We start from the raw sequence: 20,472 nt of genomic DNA, 5'->3' as shown, positions 1-20,472 counted from the left end.
TCGGAGAGAAAACCGAGGCGATTTAAGCCGGAACCGAGCCTCGCTTTTAACCCACAGCAACGCTTAAACGTTATATTCGCTTCAGATCTCAAAGCCACGCCCTTGTTCCCGGCTCTCATCGCCCCCGGTTATGACCCAACTCAGGCGGGGTTGAGCTGCCGGGAGCAGCGAAAGAGAGCGATCGTCGGGAACGAATCGCGAACGACCCCGACTGTTTGGGTGATAGCCGGTGGGTTTACCGCTTTAGCGGCGATGAGCTCGCCGGGCGCCGGGGCTGTTACGGGGCTAAAGATATATCCCGACACTCAATATACTGACGATGAGCCTAAACCCTATTCCGCTATCTTCACGATCAACTTGCCAAAGTTCTTCCCGGACAGCAGCCCCTGGAACGCCTCCACGGTATTCTCCAGGCCGTCCACGATATCTTCACGGAACTCAATCTCTCCGGCGGCGATCCACGCGCTCATCTGCTTAAAGAACTCCTCGTAGCGGTGGCTGTAATCCTGGCTGATGATAAACCCTTCCACGCGCATGCGTTTTTTCAGAATGGTTGCCATCAGCTCAGGCAGACGATCGTGCTCAAACGCGCTGCTGCCGCCGTTGTACTGGCTGATCATGCCGCAAACCGGGATACGCGCTTTGGTATTCAGCAGCGGGAAGACCGCGTCAAACACCGCGCCGCCGACGTTTTCAAAATAGACGTCGATGCCGTTCGGGCAGGCTTTGGCCAGCTGTGCAGCAAAATCGCTGGCGCGGTGATCGAGGCACTCATCAAACTTCAGGGTCTCTTTTACATAGCGACATTTATCTTCACCACCCGCAATGCCGATGATCTTAGCGCCGCGCAGGCGAGCCGTTTGCCCCACGATGGAGCCCACTGCGCCGCTGGCGGCAGCTACAACTACGGTTTCACCCGGCTGCGGGTTGCCGATATCGGTCAGCCCCATGTAGCCGGTAAAGCCCGGCATGCCGAGCAGCCCCAGCGCCCAGGAAGGGTGAGACATGTTTTTATCCAGCTTCCGCAGGCCTTCTCCATTTGAAATCGAATAGTCCTGCCAGCCAGAATCAGCCAGCACCAGGTCACCCGGCTGATAATCAGGATGCTGCGAGCTTTCCACCCTGCTAACGGTGCCGCCGACGATGACTTCACCGATGCCAATCGGCGCCGAGTAGGATTTAGCGTCGCTCATGCGCCCGCGCATATACGGGTCGAGGGACAGGAAAAGCGTGCGCAGCAGCACCTCGCCTTTACCGGGGGTTGGAACAGTCACTTCTTCCAGATGGAGATCTTCGCGGGTCGGCATTCCCTGCGGGCGCTTAGCCAGCACAAAGCGGCGGTTTTTATCTGCGGTCTGAGCCATGAGGTACTCCTTTTATTTTCCAGAGTGAAAACCTCAGACTAGACAAAAAACCGCGGCATTAGCATGAAATTCGTGCTGGATAGCCGTTACGCCGCAATTTCCGCTAAAACAGCGCTGACCGCCAGCAGATCCGCGCTTCCGCCGGGGCTAAGATTACGGCCGATAAGGTCGGCGTCCATTTGCCGGAGATCGTCCTCGTGCCAGCCCTGTTGCAGCAAGCGCGCGGCATAGCGTTGCACATAGCGCAGCCCGGCCAGCCCGCCGCGTGAAACCAGGTTAGTGTCCGGGTTAGCGGCCATCAGGCGCAGCATCGCATTAAGCCGGCGACGTTTCGGGCAACTCTCAGTCTGCCAGTAAGGCAGCACGTGCTGGCGCACCGTCAGGAATCCGCTTTCCGCCTCGCCGCGTGCGCCGGTCAGGCCAAACTGCTGATAGAGCCTTTCACCAACCGACGAAGCCTTACGGGCCGCGACCAGCTCTCTTTCCACGAGTCCGCTGCATATCTCACTCACGCTGGAACATAAAGCCGATGCGCTGAGCGCTTTGCCTTGCCCCTGCAGGCGGCCGGCGGCGGTTGAAAGCAGCCCCAGCGAAAACACGCCGCCTTTGTGCGTATTCACCCCTTGGGTGGCCTGGTACATTGCCTGCTCGCAGGCGATGCCCGCCGGACGGATCAGCCGCAGCATCTCGCAGGCTCCGCGCCCCGCATGTTCACGCCCCAGAGCGTGGAACGTGCTGAACCAGGGGCCAATGGCGGCGATGCTGTCGAGAAACATCGGCAGATCCATATCGCGGTGCGAGCCGCTGTTGGCGCCGTCCACCAGCCCCGGCTTTGGCGTCAACCAAACTTCGTCCAGCAGCGCCTGCCGCACCAGACCTGGCACATCCGGTGCGGCGGCAGAAGCTGGGTTAATCCCTGGCAAACCAGCCATCTATCAGCCTCTCAACGCGCGCGGTGACTTCATCCATGGGGTGGCGGCGAGAACGCGCGCAGGCATGCGCGGGCTCGTTGCACACCAGGCAGCGCCGCCCCGACAGGTCCAGCGAGGTTCGCCCCACCGGGCCGTTTTGCGGGCAAATCACGTCCGCATCCCACAGCCTGCCGAGCGGATGGGTTTGCTCCAGCTCGACCGTGGCCGCTTTAAGCTCGCTGGCGGAGTGCGCCACGCTCCACATCGCTTCGGCTCCGGTCGGCAGCCACAGCACCTGCCGCTCGAGAACCGGCCAGCGATAGCGCCACAGCAGCTGGTCACAGGCCTGCAGCGCCACCGCCATACAGTTACGATAGCGAATACTGTCTTTCTGCGGGCCCGGCGTTACCAGCGTCAGGGAAAGCACCGGCTGGCTATGCTTAACCAGCCACTCGTGCTGCCGGTTCGCCCGTCGCTCTTTGGCCTCAAGCAGTGCTGCAAGGGTAACGCCCTCCACCTCCAGAAGCGTTTCACTCATTTGACTTACTCCTCTTTTACCTGGCGCACCACGTCGATCACGCTGCCGTCGCGGTAGCGGATCACGCCGACGATGCGCGGCGTAAATTCGATCGGCTTCGGCTCGCCGGTCAGGGAAATAGCGCGCTGGTAAAGATCTTCGATGTTGACGATCTTCATCCCCGCGCCTTCAAGCCGCTCGCGGATCTCCGGGCGGGCCGGGTTAACCGCCACGCCGTGATCCGTCACCAGCACGTCAATGCTTTCACCCGGCGTGACTCGCGTGGTCACCCGTTTGACGACGGTCGGAATTCGGGTCCTCAGCAGCGGAGCAACCACGATCGTCAGGTTTGCCGCGCTCGCCACGTCGCAGTGCCCGCCGGATGCGCCACGCATCACGCCGTCCGATCCGGTTATCACGTTGACGTTAAAATCGACGTCGATCTCCAGCGCGCTGAGGATCACCACGTCAAGCTGGTCGCAGCTCGCGGCCTTCGCGCCGGGGTTGGCGTAGACGTTGGTGGAGATCTCAATGTGGTTAGGATTGCGCGACAGCGAGGCCGCCGCCTGACCGTCAAAACACTGGGTATCAAGCAGTTTTTCGATCAGCCCTTTTTCGTGGAGATCCACCAGGCTGCCGGTGATCCCGCCGAGGGCAAAGCGTGCCACCACGCCGTTGCGCTCCATTTTTTCCTCCATAAAGCGCGTGCAGGCGGTGGCCGCCGCCCCGGAGCCGGTCTGCATGGAAAAGCCGTGGCGGAAGTAACCCGAATGTTCAATGACTTCGGCTGCGGTACGGGCAATCATCAGCTCGCGCGGGTTGCTGGTGACGCGCGCCGCCCCGACGCTGATTTTGGCCGGGTCACCCACGGTATCGACCTGAACGATGTAGTCCACCTCGTCCTGCATCAGGCTGGCGGGCATGTTGGGGAACGGCACCAGTTCTTCGGTTAACAGCACGACCTTGCGGGCAAAATGGGCGTCCACTTTAGCGTAGCCCAGCGATCCACAGCAGGATTTACCGTGGGTACCGTTGGCGTTACCGTATTCATCGCTGCACGGCACGCCGAGAAACGCCACGTCGATTTTCAGCTCGCCGTCCTGCAGCAGCTTCACGCGCCCGCCGTGGGAGTGAATTTGTACCGGTTCGGCCATCAGGCCGTGAGAAATCGCTTCAGCCAGTTTGCCGCGCATGCCGGAGGTGTAAATACGGCTAATCACGCCGTCGCGAATGGGTTCGATCAGCGCCTCGTTGCAGGTCATTAGCGAACTTGAAGCCAGCGTCAGATTTTTAAAGCCGAGGCGGGCCAGCGTGGCAACCACGTGATTAATCACCCGATCGCCTTCCCGGAAAGCATGATGGAAGGAGATAGTCATGCCGTCTTTCAGCCCGCTTTGGGCAATCGCCTGCTCCAGCGTGTCGCAAAGCTTGCGGGTTTTCTTCGCTTCGGCATCCGCCAGCCACGGCGTGGTTTGATGTGCCCCGTCAAAGCTTCGCAGGTGAGAAAGGTGCGGGTACTCAAGGTGTAAAAGTTCGGTCATATTGCTCATTGTTTTTATCCTTAGCGACGCACGCCGGAAGCCGTGGCGCGCTCAAGCACCACCTGCGCATGGTTAATGATTGGCGCGTCGATCATCTTGCCGTTGAGCGACACCACGCCCAGGCCGTTGCGCTCCCCTTCATCGGCGGCGGCAATGACCCGGCGGGCATAGTCGACTTCGTCCTGGGTTGGCGCATAGGCGTTATGCAGCAGCTCGATCTGCCGGGGGTTGATCAACGATTTGCCGTTGAAGCCCATTTTGCGGATCAGCTCGACTTCCCGCAGGAACCCGGCTTCGTTATTCACGTCGGACCAAACCACATCGAATGCATCAATCCCGGCGGCACGTGCGGCATGGAGTACTGCACAGCGGGCATAGAACAGCTCCGTGCCATCGCCTCGCTCGGTTTGCATATCCATCACGTAATCAAACGCTGCCAGCGCAATGCCGATAAGGCGCGGGGAAGAACGTGCGATGGCAACGGCGTTGATCACGCCCACGGCGGATTCAATCGCTGCCACGAGTTTGGTGGAGCCAGGCTCGCGCCCGCACGCTTTCTCAATGCGTTTGAGGTGAGACTCCAGCAGGAAGATGTCTTCCGGCGTGTCGGTTTTAGGCAGGCGCACCACGTCCACACCTGCGCGCACCACGGCCTCAAGATCGTCCAGGCCAAACGGCGTATTCAGCGGATTAATGCGAACCACGGTTTCAATGTCCCGATACATCGGGTGTTGCAGGGCGTGGAACACCAGCACGCGGGCGGTATCTTTCTCACGTAGCGCCACGGCATCTTCCAGGTCGAACATGATCGAATCCGGGCGGTAGATAAAGGCGGTGGAAAGCATGGCGGCGTTGGCGCCGGGGAGGAACAGCATGCTGCGACGGAGTTTTTTCATTGTAGTTTTTCCCAGTCAATTTTTTCGGCATCGGCGGCGCGCAGCACCGCGCTTTGCAAACGGGCGCGGATCACGCAGTCCAGCGCGCCTTTGTCTTCCAGAATAAAAATCCCTTCTTTCACGCCGAGCTGGGCAAGGGTTTGCTCCGCCACCCGGCGAATCTGGTCGCCAAACTGCTTTTGTACTTCGCTGTGGATCATCAGGCTGAACTCGCCTTCGGCGGGGGCCACTCTCACCAGCAGATCGCTGGACTCCAGCGTCCCGGCTAAGGCTTGCTTTACGATTCTCATAAGGCTTTGTCCTGGTTAAAGAAATCAGGCCATATCCAGCGCGTAGTGCCGCTGAAGATGGCTAAAGGTACTGTCCGGGACAATTTCCCGGATGCGGGCCATTTGCTGGCTCTTGAGTAAGGCACGAACTTCAGAGGCGGAAATCTCTCGTCCGGCGGCATGGCATTTACGCGGCAGCTCGACCACCTGAATCGACGCCGCGCTGTGGTGGCGGTGCACCTCCAGCCAGTAGCGCATGGCCTGGTTGTATTCCCGGGTAACGGCGCAGAACGGCTCGTTGCCGACAAACCGGTGGGTCACGCCCAGCGCCGGAGCGACGTAGTCACGGAAAATCATCAGGTCCATTGCGCTCCAGGTTTTGTCGATAAGCCCGCTCTCTTTCAGGAAATAACCCGGAAAGGTGGCGCGGGAGATCAGGTAGTCAGAGCCGGGATGCACAATCACGTTGGGTAAGTGAGCCACTCCCTGGCGAACCATCTCCCACCGCTCCTCGAACGGAAAAAATGAAGCGTCCTCACGGACTACAAACAGATGCAGCCAGTCGCAGCGCGCCGCCGCCTGCTCGGCCAGGTAGCGGTGGCCGAGGGTGAACGGGTTGGCGTTCATCACGATGGAGCCGATCCGATTTCCCGGTTTGCGCAATTTCTCCAGCCCGGCGCAGTAGCGGCTGATGCCCACGGGAGTGTTTTCCATCAGCACCGCAGCCTCGTCGACCTGCACCAGCGGCCAGAATCCGCTCTGGCGAAACCGGTCGAGGTTGTACGGGCGGGTAAACAGGAACAGATGCGCCTGCCCGCGTTCCATCGCAATATGCTGAATTTCCCCCAGCAGCCGCACGCTGAGGTTATCCCCGCGCCAGGCTTCATCCACCGCCACGCACTTGATGGTGCGCCACGCCAGCCCCGCACAGCCGACGATCTTTGCCCCGGCAAGGGCGACGACGAACAGCTGAATGTCGCCGTCCAGCCCGAGCTGGTTACGCCCCAGCAGATCCCGTATGGCCGCCAGCGCCTGCGGCTGGCGCTGCGGATCGACGGTGCTGAACTCGATAGGGTTGGACTGGAACATAGCGTTAGTGGGCCACCGCCCCTGAAACCTGCGCCACGCGGGACTCAACGATCACGTTGCTGAGATGGCCGATACGCTCAATCTCAACCTCGATGCGGTCGCCCGGCTTCATAAACAGCGGTGGTGTGCGCTTCTTGCCAACGCCGCCGGGAGAGCCGGTAATGATCACGTCGCCCGCGCTGAGCGAGGTGAAGGTTGAGATGTATTCGATAAGCTCCGCCACCTTGTGGATCATGCTGCTGGTGTTGTCTTCCTGCACCATGCGGCCGTTCAGCCAGGTGCGAATCGCCAGATCGTGCGGGTCACGAATTTCATCCGCCGTGGTCATCCACGGGCCAAAAGCGCCGGTCTGCGGCCAGTTTTTCCCGGCGGTAAACCACGTGTGCTGCCAGTCGCGCGCCGAACCGTCCATATAGCAGCTGTAGCCGGCCACGTGGCTCAGGGCATCCGCCGCGGCAATGTTCACGCCGCCTTTGCCGATGATCACCGCCAGCTCGCCTTCGTAGTCGAATTCGCTGGAATGATGAGGTTTCACCACCGGGGAATCATGCCCGGTCTGGGAGTCCGCGAAGCGCACAAACAGCGTCGGGGCGGGGTTGTGCTGGTCGAACTCTTTGCGCTTGTCGGCGTAGTTCATGCCAACGCAGAGGATTTTCTCCGGGCGTTCGATGACCGGCAGCCAGCGAACGTCTGCGGCCGCAACATCGGCCTTCAGCCCGGCAAACGCCAGCGCTTCATGCACGGCGTCCGCCGCCAGCAGCGCTTTCAGGTCCGCAAAACGCGAGCCTAAACGGCGGCCCAGGTCGATGATGCCTTCCGGCGTAACCACGCCGTAGCTCCGCTGACCCTGAAGTAAATAACTTGCGAGTTTCATAACAGTTCCTGGTTAATCAAAAATCAGACAAGAAAGTTGCCAAGCACCAGCAGCGCCACCGAAACGTTGATCGCCCCACCGATGCGGGTAGCAATCTGGGCGAACGGCATCAGCGACATACGGTTGCCGGCGGTAAGAATCGCGACGTCGCCGGTGCCGCCCTGCCCGCTCTGGCAGCAGGAAACGATGGCTACATCGATTGGGTGCATGCCGATCTTTTTCCCGACGAAGAAGCCGGTCGCCACCAGCGCGCTGACGGTGCTGACGATGACCAGCAGGTTGGTAAGGGTGAAAGCGTCAACCAGCTCGTTCCACGGGGTGATCGCCACGCCAACGGCAAACAGAATCGGGTAGGTCACGGCGGTCTGGAAGAATTTATAAACCACCTGAGAGCCCGCCAGCATGCGTGGGGAAACGCCGTGACAGAGCTTGATCAGCACCGCGACAAACAGCATGCCGACCGGCGCGGGCAGGCCAATCAGTTTATGCAGCAGCATGCCTACCATGTAGAGCAGCACCGCCAGCAGCGCGCCGGAAGCGATAGTGGTGACGTCCGCTTTGCCGCTAAACAGGGCAGCGGTTTGTTCTTTTTCGCCGCCGTTGGTTTTGCCCGGCATCAGCTCACCTTCACCGGTCAGGTGCGGGAAGCGTTTACCCAACTGATTCAGGCAGCCGGAGATAACGATAGCCGTCAGGCTGCCCAGCATCACGATAGGTAAAATGCGCCCCAGCGCTACGCCTTGATCCATATGCAGCAGCGCGGCGTAGCCGATAGACAGCGGGATCGCCCCTTCCCCCACGCCTCCGGCCATGATCGGCAGGATCAGGAAGAAGAAGATTTGGAACGGCTCAAGGCCTAAAGCCAGGCCAACGCCCATGCCGACTACCATGCCCACCACTTCGCCACACAGCATCGGGAAGAAGATGCGCAGGAAACCCTGAATCAGCGTGGTGCGGTTCATGCTCATGATGCTGCCGACGATGATGCAGCAGATGTAGAGGTAAAGAATGTTGGTGGATTTATAGAATTTGGTGGTGGACTCCACCACCGCATCCGGCAGCAGGCCGTAATACACCAGCGCGGAAGGGATGAAGGTGGCACAGATGGCGGCGGCGCCCATCTTGCCGATCACCGGCAGGCGCTTGCCAAACTCGCCGCAGGCAAAGCCAAAGAAGGCCAGCGTAGCCACCATCACCACGATATCGCTCGGCAGCTTACCGCCGAGGCAGTCGATGGCGATCAGCGCCCCGGCCAGCACAAACAGCGGCAGCGGGATGATGCCCACCTTCCAGCTGTCGAGAATATGCCACCAGCGCTCCTTGAGCGTCGGCTTATTAATATCAATAGATTCAGGAATGATGTTGTAGGAATCATCGGTCGTGCTCATATTCAAGCCCCTTTTTTAATTTGTCGGGGCAGACTAAAAGATTAAATACCTATGTAATGTGAGGGATAGCAGATTAAAACCGTTAATTTAAAGGCATCTATGACGTTAATGGTTTTAATTCCCGCCGTGGTTTTTATGGTTTTTATTCCCAGACTTAGATAAACCTTAAGAGAAGGAAAAAACCGGCTGAAATTGCCGAAAAGTGCCGTTGCGTGAGGTTGTTCAAACTTTCGTTCAAAGCCGCGCAGCCAGCGGTTTATAGGTGTTAAGCTGCCGTTTTGCCTCACTGAATACACGCTGGCCTATGAAAGTCTCCTTTCAAATACGCTTATTTATCTATCTGGTTGCTTTCTTTTCCGTGCTATTTGCCATGCTCGGGACCTATTACTATTTCGACGTTGGCCGCCAGCTTTACCAGGAAATGAGTACCCGGGCGAGAATGCAGGCAGAGGATATTGCTTTAATTCCTTCGTTACGGGAATCGGTAGAAAAAAAAGATATTCCGGCGATACACGACTTTATGCAAAAGCTGGTCATCCATAGCGATGCCAGCTTTATCGTCATCGGCGACGAACACGGCATCCACCTCTACCATTCCGCGCATGCCGACCGGGTGGGCAAAACCCTGGTCGGCGGCGATAACGAAGAGGTGCTGCGGGGCAAAAGCATCACCACGCTGCGCCAGGGGGGTCTTGGCCTGTCGCTGCGCAGCAAAGCGCCGATATTCGACCATCACGGCAAAGTGATTGGCATTGTGTCGGTGGGCTATCTGAAGAGCTACCTGGATGACGTCACGTCCGGCAAGGTGATCAACATCCTGCTGGCGGCGGTGATCCTGCTGCTGGCGCTGTTTGTTTTCTCCTGGTACTTCACGCGTAGCATCAAAAAGCAGATGTTCTCGCTGGAGCCACGGCAGATCAGCCTGCTGGTGCGCCAGCAAAAAGCGATGATGGAGTCGATTTATGAGGGCGTGATCGCCATCGATAGCCGCTCGCAGATCGAGGTGATCAACAAAGCGGCGAAGAAACTGCTTGGCCTGGAACAGCCTTCGCGCGAGATCCGCGGCAAGCAAATCTCCGAGGTGATCGAGCCGGTAACGTTTTTTGATCCGCAGGTAATGCTGGCGCGGGATACCCACGATGAAATCTGCGTCTTTAACGATCTTAGCGTGCTCGCCAGCCGGGTCCGCATCGAACTTGAGGGCGTTTTGCAGGGCTGGGTTATCACCTTCCGCGACCGTAAAGACATTGATAGCCTGAGCTTCCAGCTCAGCCAGGTTAAGCGTTACGTGGACAACCTGCGCATCATGCGGCACGAGCAGCTTAATCGCATGGCAACGCTTGCCGGGCTGCTGCATATGGCCCGCTACGACGACGCCAAACGCTATATCAAGGCGCAGTCCGAGCACGCGCAGGAAGTGCTGGATTTTGTCTCCGCGCGCTTCTGTTCCGCCACGCTGTGCGGCCTGCTGCTGGGGAAATATGCCAGAGCACGAGAAAAAGGCGTGTCGCTGGCGTTCGACCCGGCCTGCAGCATGACGAGAATGCCGTCTAACGTGCCGGAATCCGAGCTGATTTCGATTATTGGTAACCTGCTGGATAACGCCATCGAAGCCACCCAGCGCGCCGAAGGCGAGCACCAGCCGGTGGAAGTTTATATCGTAATAAACGACCGGGAGCTGGTTATCGAAGTGGCCGACCACGGCGTCGGCATTGCGCCTGAGCTGCGCGACCACATTTTCACGCCGGGCGTCACCACCAAAACCCACGGCGACCACGGGCTCGGCCTGCACCTTATCGCCAGCTACGTGGCGCTGGCGAAGGGCACCGTGGAGGTTTCAGACAACCTGCCGAGCGGCACCGTGTTCTCGGTATTTATTCCAGACGTTGTCGTTCCGGGGAGCGACCTCAACCCAACGTAAGGCTTTGAGTATGCAAAATGAAATGATTAACGTGCTTATCGTGGAGGATGAAAGCGAACTTGCCGCACTCCACGCCGAACTGATTGATAAGCACCCACACCTGCACCTGGTCGGAATAGCCAACAGCCTGGCGAGCGCGCAGCGCCTGATGCTGGAAAAGCAGCCGCAGCTGATCCTGCTGGATAACTACCTGCCGGACGGCAAAGGCATCACGCTGTTTGGCAGCGACCTGCTCAAGCAGCACGCCTGTTCGGTGATTTTTATCACCGCCGCCAGCGATATGGACACCTGCAGCCAGGCCATTCGCAGCGGGGCGTTTGACTACATCCTCAAGCCGGTATCGTGGAAGCGCCTCAGCCACTCGCTGGAGCGCTTTGTCCAGTTCAGCCAGCAGCAGCGCGAATGGAAGGTGGTCGATCAGCAGAACGTCGATAAGCTTTACGAGCTTCAGGCACGAAATGCCCCGCTGGACGCGGGCAGCAAGGGGATTGAGGAAAATACGCTGGAGCTGGTGCAGCGCCTGTTTCGCGAAGGCGAAGCCCAGCGCTGCTTCTCGGTTGACGACGTAGTCAGCGAAACGCGGCTAAGCAAAACCACCGCCCGCCGCTACCTGGAACACTGCGTTGAGAAAGGCTTTCTCAGCGTCGAAATGCTGTACGGCAAGATTGGTCACCCTCGCCGCCTGTATAAACGGAGCTAAGCGAATAGCGCAAACTATCCGCTTTGAACGCCTTAACCCAGAACCGTGACCGCATCCTGCAGGCGAGTCGCGCGGTGTTTAACCATCGCCGACACCTGAGCCCCCTCTTCCACCAGTTCGGCATTTTTCTGCGTGATGGCGTTCAGTTCAGCCACCGCGCGGGTAATGTCCGCCAGGCCATCCGCCTGCTCAGACGTTGCGTGGCTTATCTGCCCGAGAAGCCGGGTGACGTTCTGCACCTGCGCCACGATGTCCTGCATGGTGCGCCCCGCCTCGTGAACCTGCACCGTGCCGGACTGCACCTTGCTGGCGCTGGCGTCAATCAGCTTGCGGATGTCGTTGGCCGCGCTGGCACTACGCTGTGCCAGGTTACGTACTTCCCCGGCCACCACGGCAAACCCTTTGCCCTGCTCACCGGCACGGGCCGCTTCTACAGCGGCATTAAGCGCCAGAATATTGGTCTGGAAAGCGATATCGTTGATCAGGCTGGTGATGGAACCGATGCGCTGGGTGCTGTCGGCAATGTCGTCCATGGTAGTCACCACGGTTTCCATAGCCTGGCCGCCCTGCGCCGCCGCATCACTGGCGGAGCTGGAGAGTTTGTCCGCCGCCGACGCGGTTTCCGAGTTGGTTTGTACCGACGCCGCCATCTGGTTCATGGTGGCGACCGTCTGCTGCACGTTGACCACCGTCTGACGGGTACGCTCATTCAGATCGTCGTTTCCTTTCGCCATCGCCTCGCTGCCGCTGCGCACGTTCGCCACCTGGCTGCTGACGTCGTTTATCAGCCAGCGGCACATCAGCCCAAGCTGGCCGATGGAGCGCAGGATCATGCCGATTTCATCGCTGCGCTGAAGGTGCTTCACGCGGTGGCTGTTGCCGGTCGCCACTTCCAGCGCCTGGCGGGCAACGTTTTCCAGCGGGCGAGCAATTTGCCATTCCAGCAATACGCAAGCTAAGGCGGTAAACGCCGCGATGGCGAGCATTTGCAGCGGGCTTTGTCCCAGCGCGAACGCCGAGGCCATCAGCAGAATAAACAAACCGCTCATTAGCCCACGGATGCGCCAGCGCAAAGATAGCGTTGGCAGTTTGCCGAACAGCCCCTTACGCAGCACCAGCCCTTTATAAACGGTCTTGTTGCTACGGCCTTCATTCAGCGCCTTGTAGAGCGGTTCTGCCCCAGCAATTTCTTCCGGCGATGCCTTGGTGCGAATAGACATATAGCCGGTAGTTTTGCCGTGACGCACCACCGGCACCGCGTTGGCACGTACCCAGTAATGGTCACCATTTTTACGGCGGTTCTTCACGATGCCGGTCCACGGTTCGCCCTGCTGGAGGGTAAACCACATATCGGCAAAGGCCGCCTTTGGCATATCGGGATGCCGCACGAGATTGTGCGCAGCGCCGCTTAGCTCATGTAGCGGGTAGCCACTGACCTGCACGAAGGTATCGTTCGCATGCGTGATGTAACTTTTCAGATCGGTGGTGGACATCAGGGTCGTATCGTCATCAAGCGTGTATTCACGCTGGGTGACCGGCACATGGGCGGACATAGCAACTCCCTTTGAGAGGTTATCCAGATGTTAATGCTTTGATGGTATGCATGTTATTTCGGCGGGACGAAATTTTACTTTAGTTTAAAAATTTGATATTGATCACAGTTCTAAGTATTAGCCACATAATTTATGAGACTAGCTTAAGCATTGCATTTCTCATAGTTTCAAAAGGTTATTACTTTTCACTTCGCTTTATTGCCGCCTCATCTGAGTGCTGCACTTTTCGCCAGCGCTTCTTGCGCGGCGCACTACACTTACAGAGGGAATTTTTACCCCCGCAAGGAAAATTCGAGGATAAAGAATGCTAAAAAGGAAAAAGAAAGTCAGACCGATCAAGGTCAGTGACGTCACTATCATTGACGATGCGCGTCTGAAAAAAGCCATCACTGCCGCTTCACTCGGCAACGCGATGGAATGGTTTGATTTTGGTGTTTACGGTTTTGTTGCTTACGCACTAGGTAAAGTCTTCTTCCCGGATGCCAGTCCGAGCGTTCAGATGATCGCCGCGCTGGGGACCTTCTCTGTTCCTTTCCTGATTCGCCCGCTGGGCGGCCTGTTCTTCGGGATGCTAGGGGATAAATACGGTCGTCAGAAAATCCTGGCTATCACCATCGTCATCATGTCGCTCAGTACGTTTGCTATCGGGCTGATTCCGTCCTATGCCACCATCGGCATCTGGGCACCTATCCTGCTGCTGCTGGCCAAAATGGCTCAGGGCTTCTCGGTAGGCGGCGAATACACCGGGGCCTCTATCTTCGTGGCGGAGTACTCGCCTGACCGTAAGCGCGGCTTTATGGGCAGCTGGCTGGACTTCGGTTCGATTGCCGGGTTCGTCTGCGGCGCGGGCGTGGTGGTGCTTATCACCGCTATCGTCGGCGAAGAGAACTTCCTCGACTGGGGCTGGCGTATTCCGTTCTTCCTCGCGCTGCCGTTAGGCATCATCGGCCTCTACCTGCGCCACGCGCTGGAAGAAACTCCGGCGTTCCAGCAGCACGTTGAGAAAATGGAACAGGGCGATCGCGAAGGTCTGGCAGACGGTCCAAAAGTTTCGTTCAAAGAGATTGCCACCAAGCACTGGCGCAGCCTGCTGGTCTGTATTGGCATTGTTATCTCGACCAACGTCACCTACTACATGCTGCTGACCTACATGCCGAGCTATCTTTCGCATAACCTGCATTATTCGGAAGAGCACGGGGTGCTGATCATCATCGCCATTATGGTAGGGATGCTGTTCGTTCAGCCGATGATTGGCCTGCTGAGCGATCGCTTTGGCCGTCGGCCGTTTATCCTGCTGGGCAGTATCGGCCTGTTCCTGCTGTCGATTCCGGCGTTTATGCTGATTAACAGCGGCGTGATTGGGCTGATCTTTGCCGGATTGCTGACCCTGGCGGTGGTGCTGAACTTCTTCATCGGCGTGATGGCATCCACGCTGCCGGCGATGTTCCCGACCCATATCCGCTACAGCGCCCTGGCCAGCGCCTTTAATATTTCGGTACTGATTGCGGGCGTGACGCCAACGGTTGCCGCATGGCTGGTGGAAACCACCCAGAACCTGATGATGCCGGCTTACTACCTGATGGTGGTGGCGGTTATCGGCTTTATCACCGCTGTCACCATGAAAGAAACCGCCAATAAACCGCTGAAAGGCGCGACGCCGGCGGCATCGGACATTGCGGAAGCACGTGAAATTGTTCAGGAGCACCACGACAATATCGAGCAGAAAATTGAGGACCTGGATAAGGAAATCGAAGATCTGCAGGCGAAGCGTTCACTGCTGGTGGATCAGCACCCGAGGATTAACGAGTAGTTTTCCCCTCACCCTGACCCTCTCCCCGTGGGGGAGAGGGGATGAATAGAGAGCTCTCACCTGCGCGTGGGGGCTTTTTTTTGCTCTTTTTCCAGCTCTGCCTCTTCGTGGCAAATATCCACGATAATGCAGAGCCAGATAGGGTTCCGTTCACTCATAAAGCTGTTTCCCCTGCACGTTCCCAGCACGGTGAACGTGTCCGGGGGATAACGCCATCCCCCGAACAGCCCCGGCGCCCGGCGAGCTCAACCCCGCCGGAGTTGGGTCATCACCGGGGGCGATGAGAGCCGGGAGGCGATTCCACCCTCACCCCGGCCCTCTCCCAGAGGGAGAGGGGGAAAACAGGCGATGGGGAACATTGTTTATTCCCTCNNNNAAAAATAAGAAGCGAGGCACAGTTCCGGCTTAAATCACCTCCTTTGAAACTGTACTGGTTTTCATCACTTTATCGCATTGGATATATCGTATATTTATATGCAAAGCGCAATTTTGACTTTGTGAATTGAGATAACTCACCTAACGTAAATACACAGAGAAAAACCGATAAAAAACACCATTACAGGGTACACACATGCAAAAGAAAGTCCTGCCATTACTGCTGCTGGCTGCGCTGTCTGCAGCTTCTCACGCTGCCACGCCACCGGATACCCTGGTGGTTGCTCAAGGCCTGGATGACATCGTCAGCCTTGATCCGGCCGAAGCCAACGAACTCTCAAGCATCCAGACCGTGCCAAGCCTGTACCAGCGCCTGGTGCAGGCAGACCGTACCGATCCGGCCAAAGTTGTGCCGATTCTGGCGGCAAGCTGGCAGGGCGATGCGGCGAATAAGAAGCTAACCATCAAGCTGCGCCCGGACGCTAAATTCGCCTCCGGCAACCCGCTGCGCCCGGAAGACGTAATCTTCTCCTACACCCGCGCGGTGACGCTGAACAAATCCCCGGCCTTTATTCTTAACGTGCTGGGCTGGCAGCCGGATAACATCGCCAGCCAACTGAAGAAAGTGGATGACCACACGCTGGAAGTGCACTGGACCGCGGACGTAAGCCCGGCGGTAGCCCTGAATATTCTTTCCACGCCAATCGCCTCCATCGTCGATGAAAAAGCGGTTGAACCCAACGTGAAAGCGGGCGACTTCGGCAACGAGTGGCTGAAAATGCACTCTGCCGGCAGCGGCCCGTTCAAAATGCGCGTCTACCAGCCGCATCAGGCTATCGTCCTGGATGCCAATCCGACATCCCCTGGCGACGCGCCAAAAGTGAAAAACATCATCATTAAAAACGTGCCCGATCCGGCCGCTCGCCGCCTGCTGATTCAGCAAGGTGACGCCGATATCGCCCGTGATTTAGGCTCTGACCAAACCAGCGCGCTCGAAGGCAAACCGGGCGTGAAGGTGCTGAGCATTCCTTCCGCCGAGCAAAACTACCTGGTGTTTAACGTCGGCAACAATGCCAACCCGCTGCTGAAAAACCCTGCGCTGTGGGAAGCGGCCCGCTACCTGGTTGATTATCAGGGCATCACCAAAGATCTGCTGAAAGGCCAGTACTTCGTGCACCAGAGCTTCCTGCCGGTCGGTTTCCCTGGCGCACTGGAAAACACGCCGTTTAAATTCGACCCGGCGAAAGCGAAAGAGATCCTGGCGAAGGCGGGCATCAAAGACGCCCATTTCTCGCTGGACGTGGAAAACAAACCGCCGTTTATCACCATCGCGCAGTCGATGCAGGCGAGCTTTGCCCAGGGCGGCGTGAAGGTGGATCTGCTGCCTGCGGCAGGTAGCCAGGTTTACGCCCGCGTTCGTGCGAAGCAGCACCAGGCCGCTATCCGCCTGTGGATCCCGGACTATTTCGACGCCCACTCCAACGCCAGCGCCTTTGCCTATAACGACGGCAAAGCGAGCACCGTGGCCGGGCTGAACGGTTGGCAGATTCCGGAGCTGAACAAACAAACGCTGGCCGCCGTGGCGGAAGCCGATCCGGCCAAACGCAAAGATCTCTATACCAAACTGCAGGAGGAGCTGCAGCGTAGCTCCCCGTACGTGTTTGTCGACCAGGGTAAAACCCAGGTTGTGGTGCGCGATAACATCAAGGGCTATCAGCAAGGCCTGAATGCGGATATGGTGTATTACGATAACGTCACTAAATAACTGAACGGCCTCTCGCCCTGCCCTTTTCACCATCAAAGAAACGGGGCGAGAGGTTAATCACCATCAGCGCATAAAAAGAGTTACCCATGTCCGAAGTTTCTCCCTCGTCGCAGCGCCTGCGGCGCCCGCTGCTTACCCTGCTTCAGGGAATATTTACCCTTGCTCTCACCCTTATTGGCCTGCTGCTGATTACCTTTGCTTTGTCCGCGCTTTCCCCGGTGGACAGAGTGCTGCAAATCGTCGGCGATCACGCCAGCCAGTCCACTTACGATCAGGTTCGCCACCAGCTAGGGCTGGATCGGTCGCTGCCCGTGCAGTTCTGGCATTACCTCGTCAATCTTGCCCACGGCGATTTGGGCATAGCCAGCTCAACCGGCCAGCCGGTGCTGCATGATTTACTCTCGGCTTTCCCCGCCACGCTTGAGCTTGCCACCCTCGCGCTCATCATCGGCAGCGTGCTGGGCGTGCTTTTTGGCGTGCTTTGCGCCCGCTTTGCCGGTTCGCCGTGGGATCTCGCGGTGCGCACGTTTACCCTGCTCGGTAACTCGGTGCCTATTTTCTGGCTCGGCCTGCTGATGCTGGCGCTGTTTTATGCCCGCCTGCAGTGGAGCGCCGGGCCGGGAAGGCTCGATGATATTTACCAGTACAGCGTCGAGGCCAAAACGGGCTTCGTGCTGATTGATACCTGGCTTTCCGGCGATAAAGGCGCGTTCCTCAATGCCGTTAACCACCTGATTCTGCCGGTGCTGCTGCTGGCCTATTATTCTCTCGCCAGCATCACCCGCCTGACGCGCACGGCCTGCCTCAGCGAAATGAATAAAGAGTACATTACGCTGGCTCGCGCGAAAGGCGCAGGTGACATGACGATTCTGCTGCGCCACGTTCTGCCGAACATTCGCGGCACGCTGTTCACCGTGATCGCGCTGGCTTACACCAGCATGCTGGAAGGTGCCGTGCTGACGGAAACCGTCTTCTCATGGCCGGGCATTGGCCGCTATCTCACCACCGCGCTGTTTGCCGGTGATACCACCGCGATTATGGGCGGCACGCTGCTGATCGGCGTGTCGTTTGTGCTGATCAATAACCTGACCGACATACTGGTGCGTGCCACCGATCAGAGGATCCGCTAATGCCGTCTTCTCTTTTCCTGCGACGCATGCTGCGCTCCCCGGCCGCCCTCAGCGGGCTGATTATCATTGCCGGGCTGGTGCTTATTGCGCTGTTTGCCCCGCTGCTGGCCCCGTTCGATCCTAACTGGCAGGACGCCGCCGCGCGCCTGCAGGCACCCAACGCTCACCATCTGCTGGGTACCGACAGCTACGGTCGCGACCTGCTTTCACGCCTGCTTTACGGCACCCGCCCGGCGCTGGGCCTGGTGCTGCTGGTTACGGTCATTACCCTGCCGGTTGGGCTGCTGATTGGCATTCTTTCCGGCTATTACGGCGGCTGGCTGGAGCGTATTCTGATGCGCTTTACCGACGTAGTGATGTCAATGCCGCGCCTGATCCTGGCCTTCGCTTTTGTGGCGATGCTTGGCCCAGGGTTGGTTAACGGCGCGCTGGCGCTCGCTTTGACAACCTGGCCTGCCTATGCGCGCCAGGCAAGAAGCGAAATACAGCGGCTGCGCCACAGTGATTATCTTGCCGCCGCAGAAATGATGGGAATTAAAGGCATTCGGCTGCTGGGCGGCCACATCCTGCCTCTGTGTCTGCCTTCCGCCATCGTGCGCCTGGCGCTGGATCTTGCCGGGATTATTCTTGCCGCCGCCGGACTCGGGTTCCTGGGCCTCGGCGCCCGTCCACCGATGTCGGAGTGGGGCTCAATGATTGCCGACGGGATGCAGGTGATTTTCGATCAATGGTGGATTGCCGCTATTCCTGGCACCGCCATTCTGCTGAGCAGCCTGGCCTTTAACCTGCTGGGCGATGGCCTGCGCGACGTGCTGGAGCCGCAACATGACTAACAGAATTACCGTTTCCGGGCTGAATATCGACTACCCCGGCAGCCGGGTTGTCAGCAACCTTTCCTTCACCCTCGGCAATGAACGCCTGGCGCTGGTCGGGGAATCCGGTTCAGGAAAATCCATGACGGCGCGAGCCCTGATGGGGCTGGTGCGTAAGCCAGGTAAAGTGAGCGCGGAGCAGCTTAGCGTGATGGGGCACGACCTGCTCGATATGAACGCCCGTAGCTGGAACCAGCTGCGCGGCAGCGATATCGCCATGGTGCTGCAGGACCCGCGCTATGCGCTAAACCCGGTGAAAAGCGTGCTGCAGCAAATTGACGAGGCGCTCCGCCTGCACCAGAAGCTCTCAACAGCCGAACGCCGCGATCGCTGCCGCGAGCTGGTGCAATCCGTTGGCTTACCGGACGCGGTGCTGCAGCGTTACCCCGGCGAGCTGTCCGGCGGCATGGGCCAGCGCGTGATGATCGCCATTGCGCTCGCTAATAACCCGAAAGTACTGATTGCCGACGAACCAACCTCGGCGCTGGATGCTCGCTTGCGCAACCAAATCCTTGAGCTGCTGGTAGCCCAGTGCGAACAGCGTCAAATGGCGCTGCTGCTGATTAGCCACGACCTGCCGCTGGTGGCGGAACACTGCCACCGCGTGCTGGTGATGTATCAGGGGCAAAAAGTGGATGAAATGGCGGCGAGCGCTCTGCCGCAGGCCACGCATCCCTACACGCGCACGCTCTGGACCTGCCGTCCAAATGCCGACACCTATGGGCAGATGCTGCCGACGCTGAACCGCAGCGAATTCCAGCCAGGAGAGAGTCATGGCGATCGTTAAGATTGATAATCTGGGCGTCGAGTTTGCCGCAAAAGGCGGCATCAAAACCGCCGTCGCCGGGGCCAGTTTTGCGATTGAGCAGGGCGAAACCTTTAGCCTGATTGGCGCTTCAGGCTGCGGGAAATCGACCATTCTGCGTGTGCTTGCCGGGCTACAGCGTGAGTGGAAAGGCAGCGTGGAACTGCTGGGCAATAACATTGTTGCCGGGAGGCGTTTTCAGGGAGCCCTGCGCCGCGAAGTGCAGATGGTATTTCAGGATCCTTACGCCTCACTGCACCCCAACCACACGATTTGGCGCACGCTGGCTGAACCGCTAAAAATCCACGGTGAAAGCAATATCGAAGCACGCGTGGAAGAAGCACTAAGCCAGGTCGGGCTGCCGGCCGATGCGGCGAAACGCTATCCGCACCAGCTTTCCGGCGGCCAGCGCCAGCGCGTGGCTATCGCTCGGGCGCTGCTGCTGCGCCCGAAAATCCTGCTGCTTGATGAACCAACTTCCGCGCTGGATATGTCGGTACAGGCTGAAATCCTTAACCTGTTGAACCGCCTGAAGCAGCAGCACGGTATGACCTACCTGCTGGTCAGCCACGATGCCGACGTGATTGCCCATATGTCGGACCGTGCGGCATTTATGGCGAATGGCGTGATTGAGCGCAGCTTCGATCGCACCGCGCTGGTTAACGGTGAACACAGAATGGCGCACGCGTAAC

At 58.6% G+C, this 20,472-nt stretch carries 18 protein-coding genes; 8 read left to right on the top strand and 10 right to left on the bottom strand.

The window, feature by feature from the left end; genetic code table 11:
- Positions 1-332: 332 nt before the first annotated feature.
- The 9 genes from HX778_RS18500 to HX778_RS18460 form a co-directional block, all read right to left on the bottom strand.
- Positions 333-1,364 carry an NADP-dependent oxidoreductase gene (locus tag HX778_RS18500; protein WP_176982736.1) on the bottom strand — a complete coding sequence of 344 codons (1,032 nt, stop codon included), beginning with the start codon at positions 1,362-1,364 and terminating at the stop codon, positions 333-335.
- Positions 1,365-1,450: 86 nt separating this feature from the next.
- The gene (citG, locus tag HX778_RS18495; RefSeq protein WP_176982735.1) at positions 1,451-2,296 is read right to left on the bottom strand and encodes a triphosphoribosyl-dephospho-CoA synthase CitG; all 846 of its coding nucleotides are present in this window, start codon (positions 2,294-2,296) and stop codon (positions 1,451-1,453) included.
- The gene (gene citX, locus HX778_RS18490; protein WP_176982734.1) at positions 2,274-2,813 is read right to left on the bottom strand and encodes a citrate lyase holo-[acyl-carrier protein] synthase; all 540 of its coding nucleotides are present in this window, start codon (positions 2,811-2,813) and stop codon (positions 2,274-2,276) included. The genes citG and citX overlap by 23 nt, the downstream gene beginning before the upstream one ends.
- A 5-nt stretch (positions 2,814-2,818) precedes the next feature.
- Positions 2,819-4,342, bottom strand: coding sequence for a citrate lyase subunit alpha (citF, locus tag HX778_RS18485; RefSeq protein ID WP_176982733.1), 1,524 nt, complete (start codon positions 4,340-4,342; stop codon positions 2,819-2,821).
- An 11-nt stretch (positions 4,343-4,353) separates the two neighbouring features.
- Entirely contained in the window at positions 4,354-5,229 is an 876-nt protein-coding gene (gene citE, locus HX778_RS18480; RefSeq protein WP_176982732.1) for a citrate (pro-3S)-lyase subunit beta, read from the bottom strand.
- Positions 5,226-5,519, bottom strand: coding sequence for a citrate lyase acyl carrier protein (citD, locus tag HX778_RS18475; protein ID WP_061278918.1), 294 nt, complete (start codon positions 5,517-5,519; stop codon positions 5,226-5,228). Before citD ends, citE begins: the two co-directional genes overlap by 4 nt.
- 24 nt (positions 5,520-5,543) lie before the next feature.
- Positions 5,544-6,587 (bottom strand): [citrate (pro-3S)-lyase] ligase, encoded by a 1,044-nt coding sequence (citC, locus tag HX778_RS18470; RefSeq protein WP_176982731.1) that lies wholly within the window; start codon positions 6,585-6,587, stop codon positions 5,544-5,546.
- A gap of 4 nt (positions 6,588-6,591) precedes the next feature.
- Positions 6,592-7,461 (bottom strand): fumarylacetoacetate hydrolase family protein, encoded by an 870-nt coding sequence (locus tag HX778_RS18465; protein WP_176982730.1) that lies wholly within the window; start codon positions 7,459-7,461, stop codon positions 6,592-6,594.
- A 23-nt stretch (positions 7,462-7,484) separates the two neighbouring features.
- Positions 7,485-8,849, bottom strand: coding sequence for a 2-hydroxycarboxylate transporter family protein (locus HX778_RS18460; RefSeq protein ID WP_061278924.1), 1,365 nt, complete (start codon positions 8,847-8,849; stop codon positions 7,485-7,487).
- A gap of 304 nt (positions 8,850-9,153) precedes the next feature.
- Here HX778_RS18460 and HX778_RS18455 point away from each other — a divergent pair, with 304 nt between their 5' ends.
- The gene (locus HX778_RS18455) at positions 9,154-10,770 is read left to right on the top strand and encodes a sensor histidine kinase (protein WP_176982729.1); all 1,617 of its coding nucleotides are present in this window, start codon (positions 9,154-9,156) and stop codon (positions 10,768-10,770) included.
- Between the two features lie 10 nt (positions 10,771-10,780).
- Positions 10,781-11,470: a response regulator gene (locus tag HX778_RS18450; protein WP_038475981.1), complete on the top strand. Its 690-nt coding sequence runs from the start codon at positions 10,781-10,783 to the stop codon at positions 11,468-11,470.
- A gap of 32 nt (positions 11,471-11,502) precedes the next feature.
- Here HX778_RS18450 and HX778_RS18445 read toward each other — a convergent pair whose 3' ends face one another.
- Positions 11,503-13,023 carry a PAS domain-containing methyl-accepting chemotaxis protein gene (locus HX778_RS18445; RefSeq protein ID WP_176982728.1) on the bottom strand — a complete coding sequence of 507 codons (1,521 nt, stop codon included), beginning with the start codon at positions 13,021-13,023 and terminating at the stop codon, positions 11,503-11,505.
- A gap of 304 nt (positions 13,024-13,327) precedes the next feature.
- Between HX778_RS18445 and proP the strand changes: the two genes are divergently transcribed.
- From proP to HX778_RS18415, 6 genes are all read left to right on the top strand, one after another.
- On the top strand, positions 13,328-14,833 hold the full coding sequence (gene proP, locus HX778_RS18440; RefSeq protein WP_176982727.1) for a glycine betaine/L-proline transporter ProP: 1,506 nt from the start codon (positions 13,328-13,330) through the stop codon (positions 14,831-14,833).
- Positions 14,834-15,404: 571 nt separating this feature from the next.
- Positions 15,405-16,973 (top strand): ABC transporter substrate-binding protein, encoded by a 1,569-nt coding sequence (locus HX778_RS18435; protein WP_038475990.1) that lies wholly within the window; start codon positions 15,405-15,407, stop codon positions 16,971-16,973.
- A gap of 86 nt (positions 16,974-17,059) precedes the next feature.
- The gene (locus HX778_RS18430; protein ID WP_176982726.1) at positions 17,060-18,103 is read left to right on the top strand and encodes an ABC transporter permease; all 1,044 of its coding nucleotides are present in this window, start codon (positions 17,060-17,062) and stop codon (positions 18,101-18,103) included.
- The gene (locus HX778_RS18425; protein ID WP_176982725.1) at positions 18,103-18,936 is read left to right on the top strand and encodes an ABC transporter permease; all 834 of its coding nucleotides are present in this window, start codon (positions 18,103-18,105) and stop codon (positions 18,934-18,936) included. Before HX778_RS18430 ends, HX778_RS18425 begins: the two co-directional genes overlap by 1 nt.
- Positions 18,929-19,762 (top strand): ABC transporter ATP-binding protein, encoded by an 834-nt coding sequence (locus tag HX778_RS18420; protein WP_038475999.1) that lies wholly within the window; start codon positions 18,929-18,931, stop codon positions 19,760-19,762. The genes HX778_RS18425 and HX778_RS18420 overlap by 8 nt, the downstream gene beginning before the upstream one ends.
- Complete coding sequence (locus tag HX778_RS18415; protein ID WP_038476002.1) at positions 19,749-20,471, top strand: ABC transporter ATP-binding protein; 723 nt, start codon at positions 19,749-19,751, stop codon at positions 20,469-20,471. The genes HX778_RS18420 and HX778_RS18415 overlap by 14 nt, the downstream gene beginning before the upstream one ends.
- Position 20,472: the final 1 nt, after the last annotated feature.

Source organism: Cedecea sp. P7760 (assembly GCF_013386425.1).
Lineage (GTDB): Bacteria > Pseudomonadota > Gammaproteobacteria > Enterobacterales > Enterobacteriaceae > Cedecea > Cedecea selenatireducens.
The sequence above is the reverse complement of the archived record's forward strand: the minus strand, read 5'-3'. Positions and strand labels throughout refer to the sequence as shown.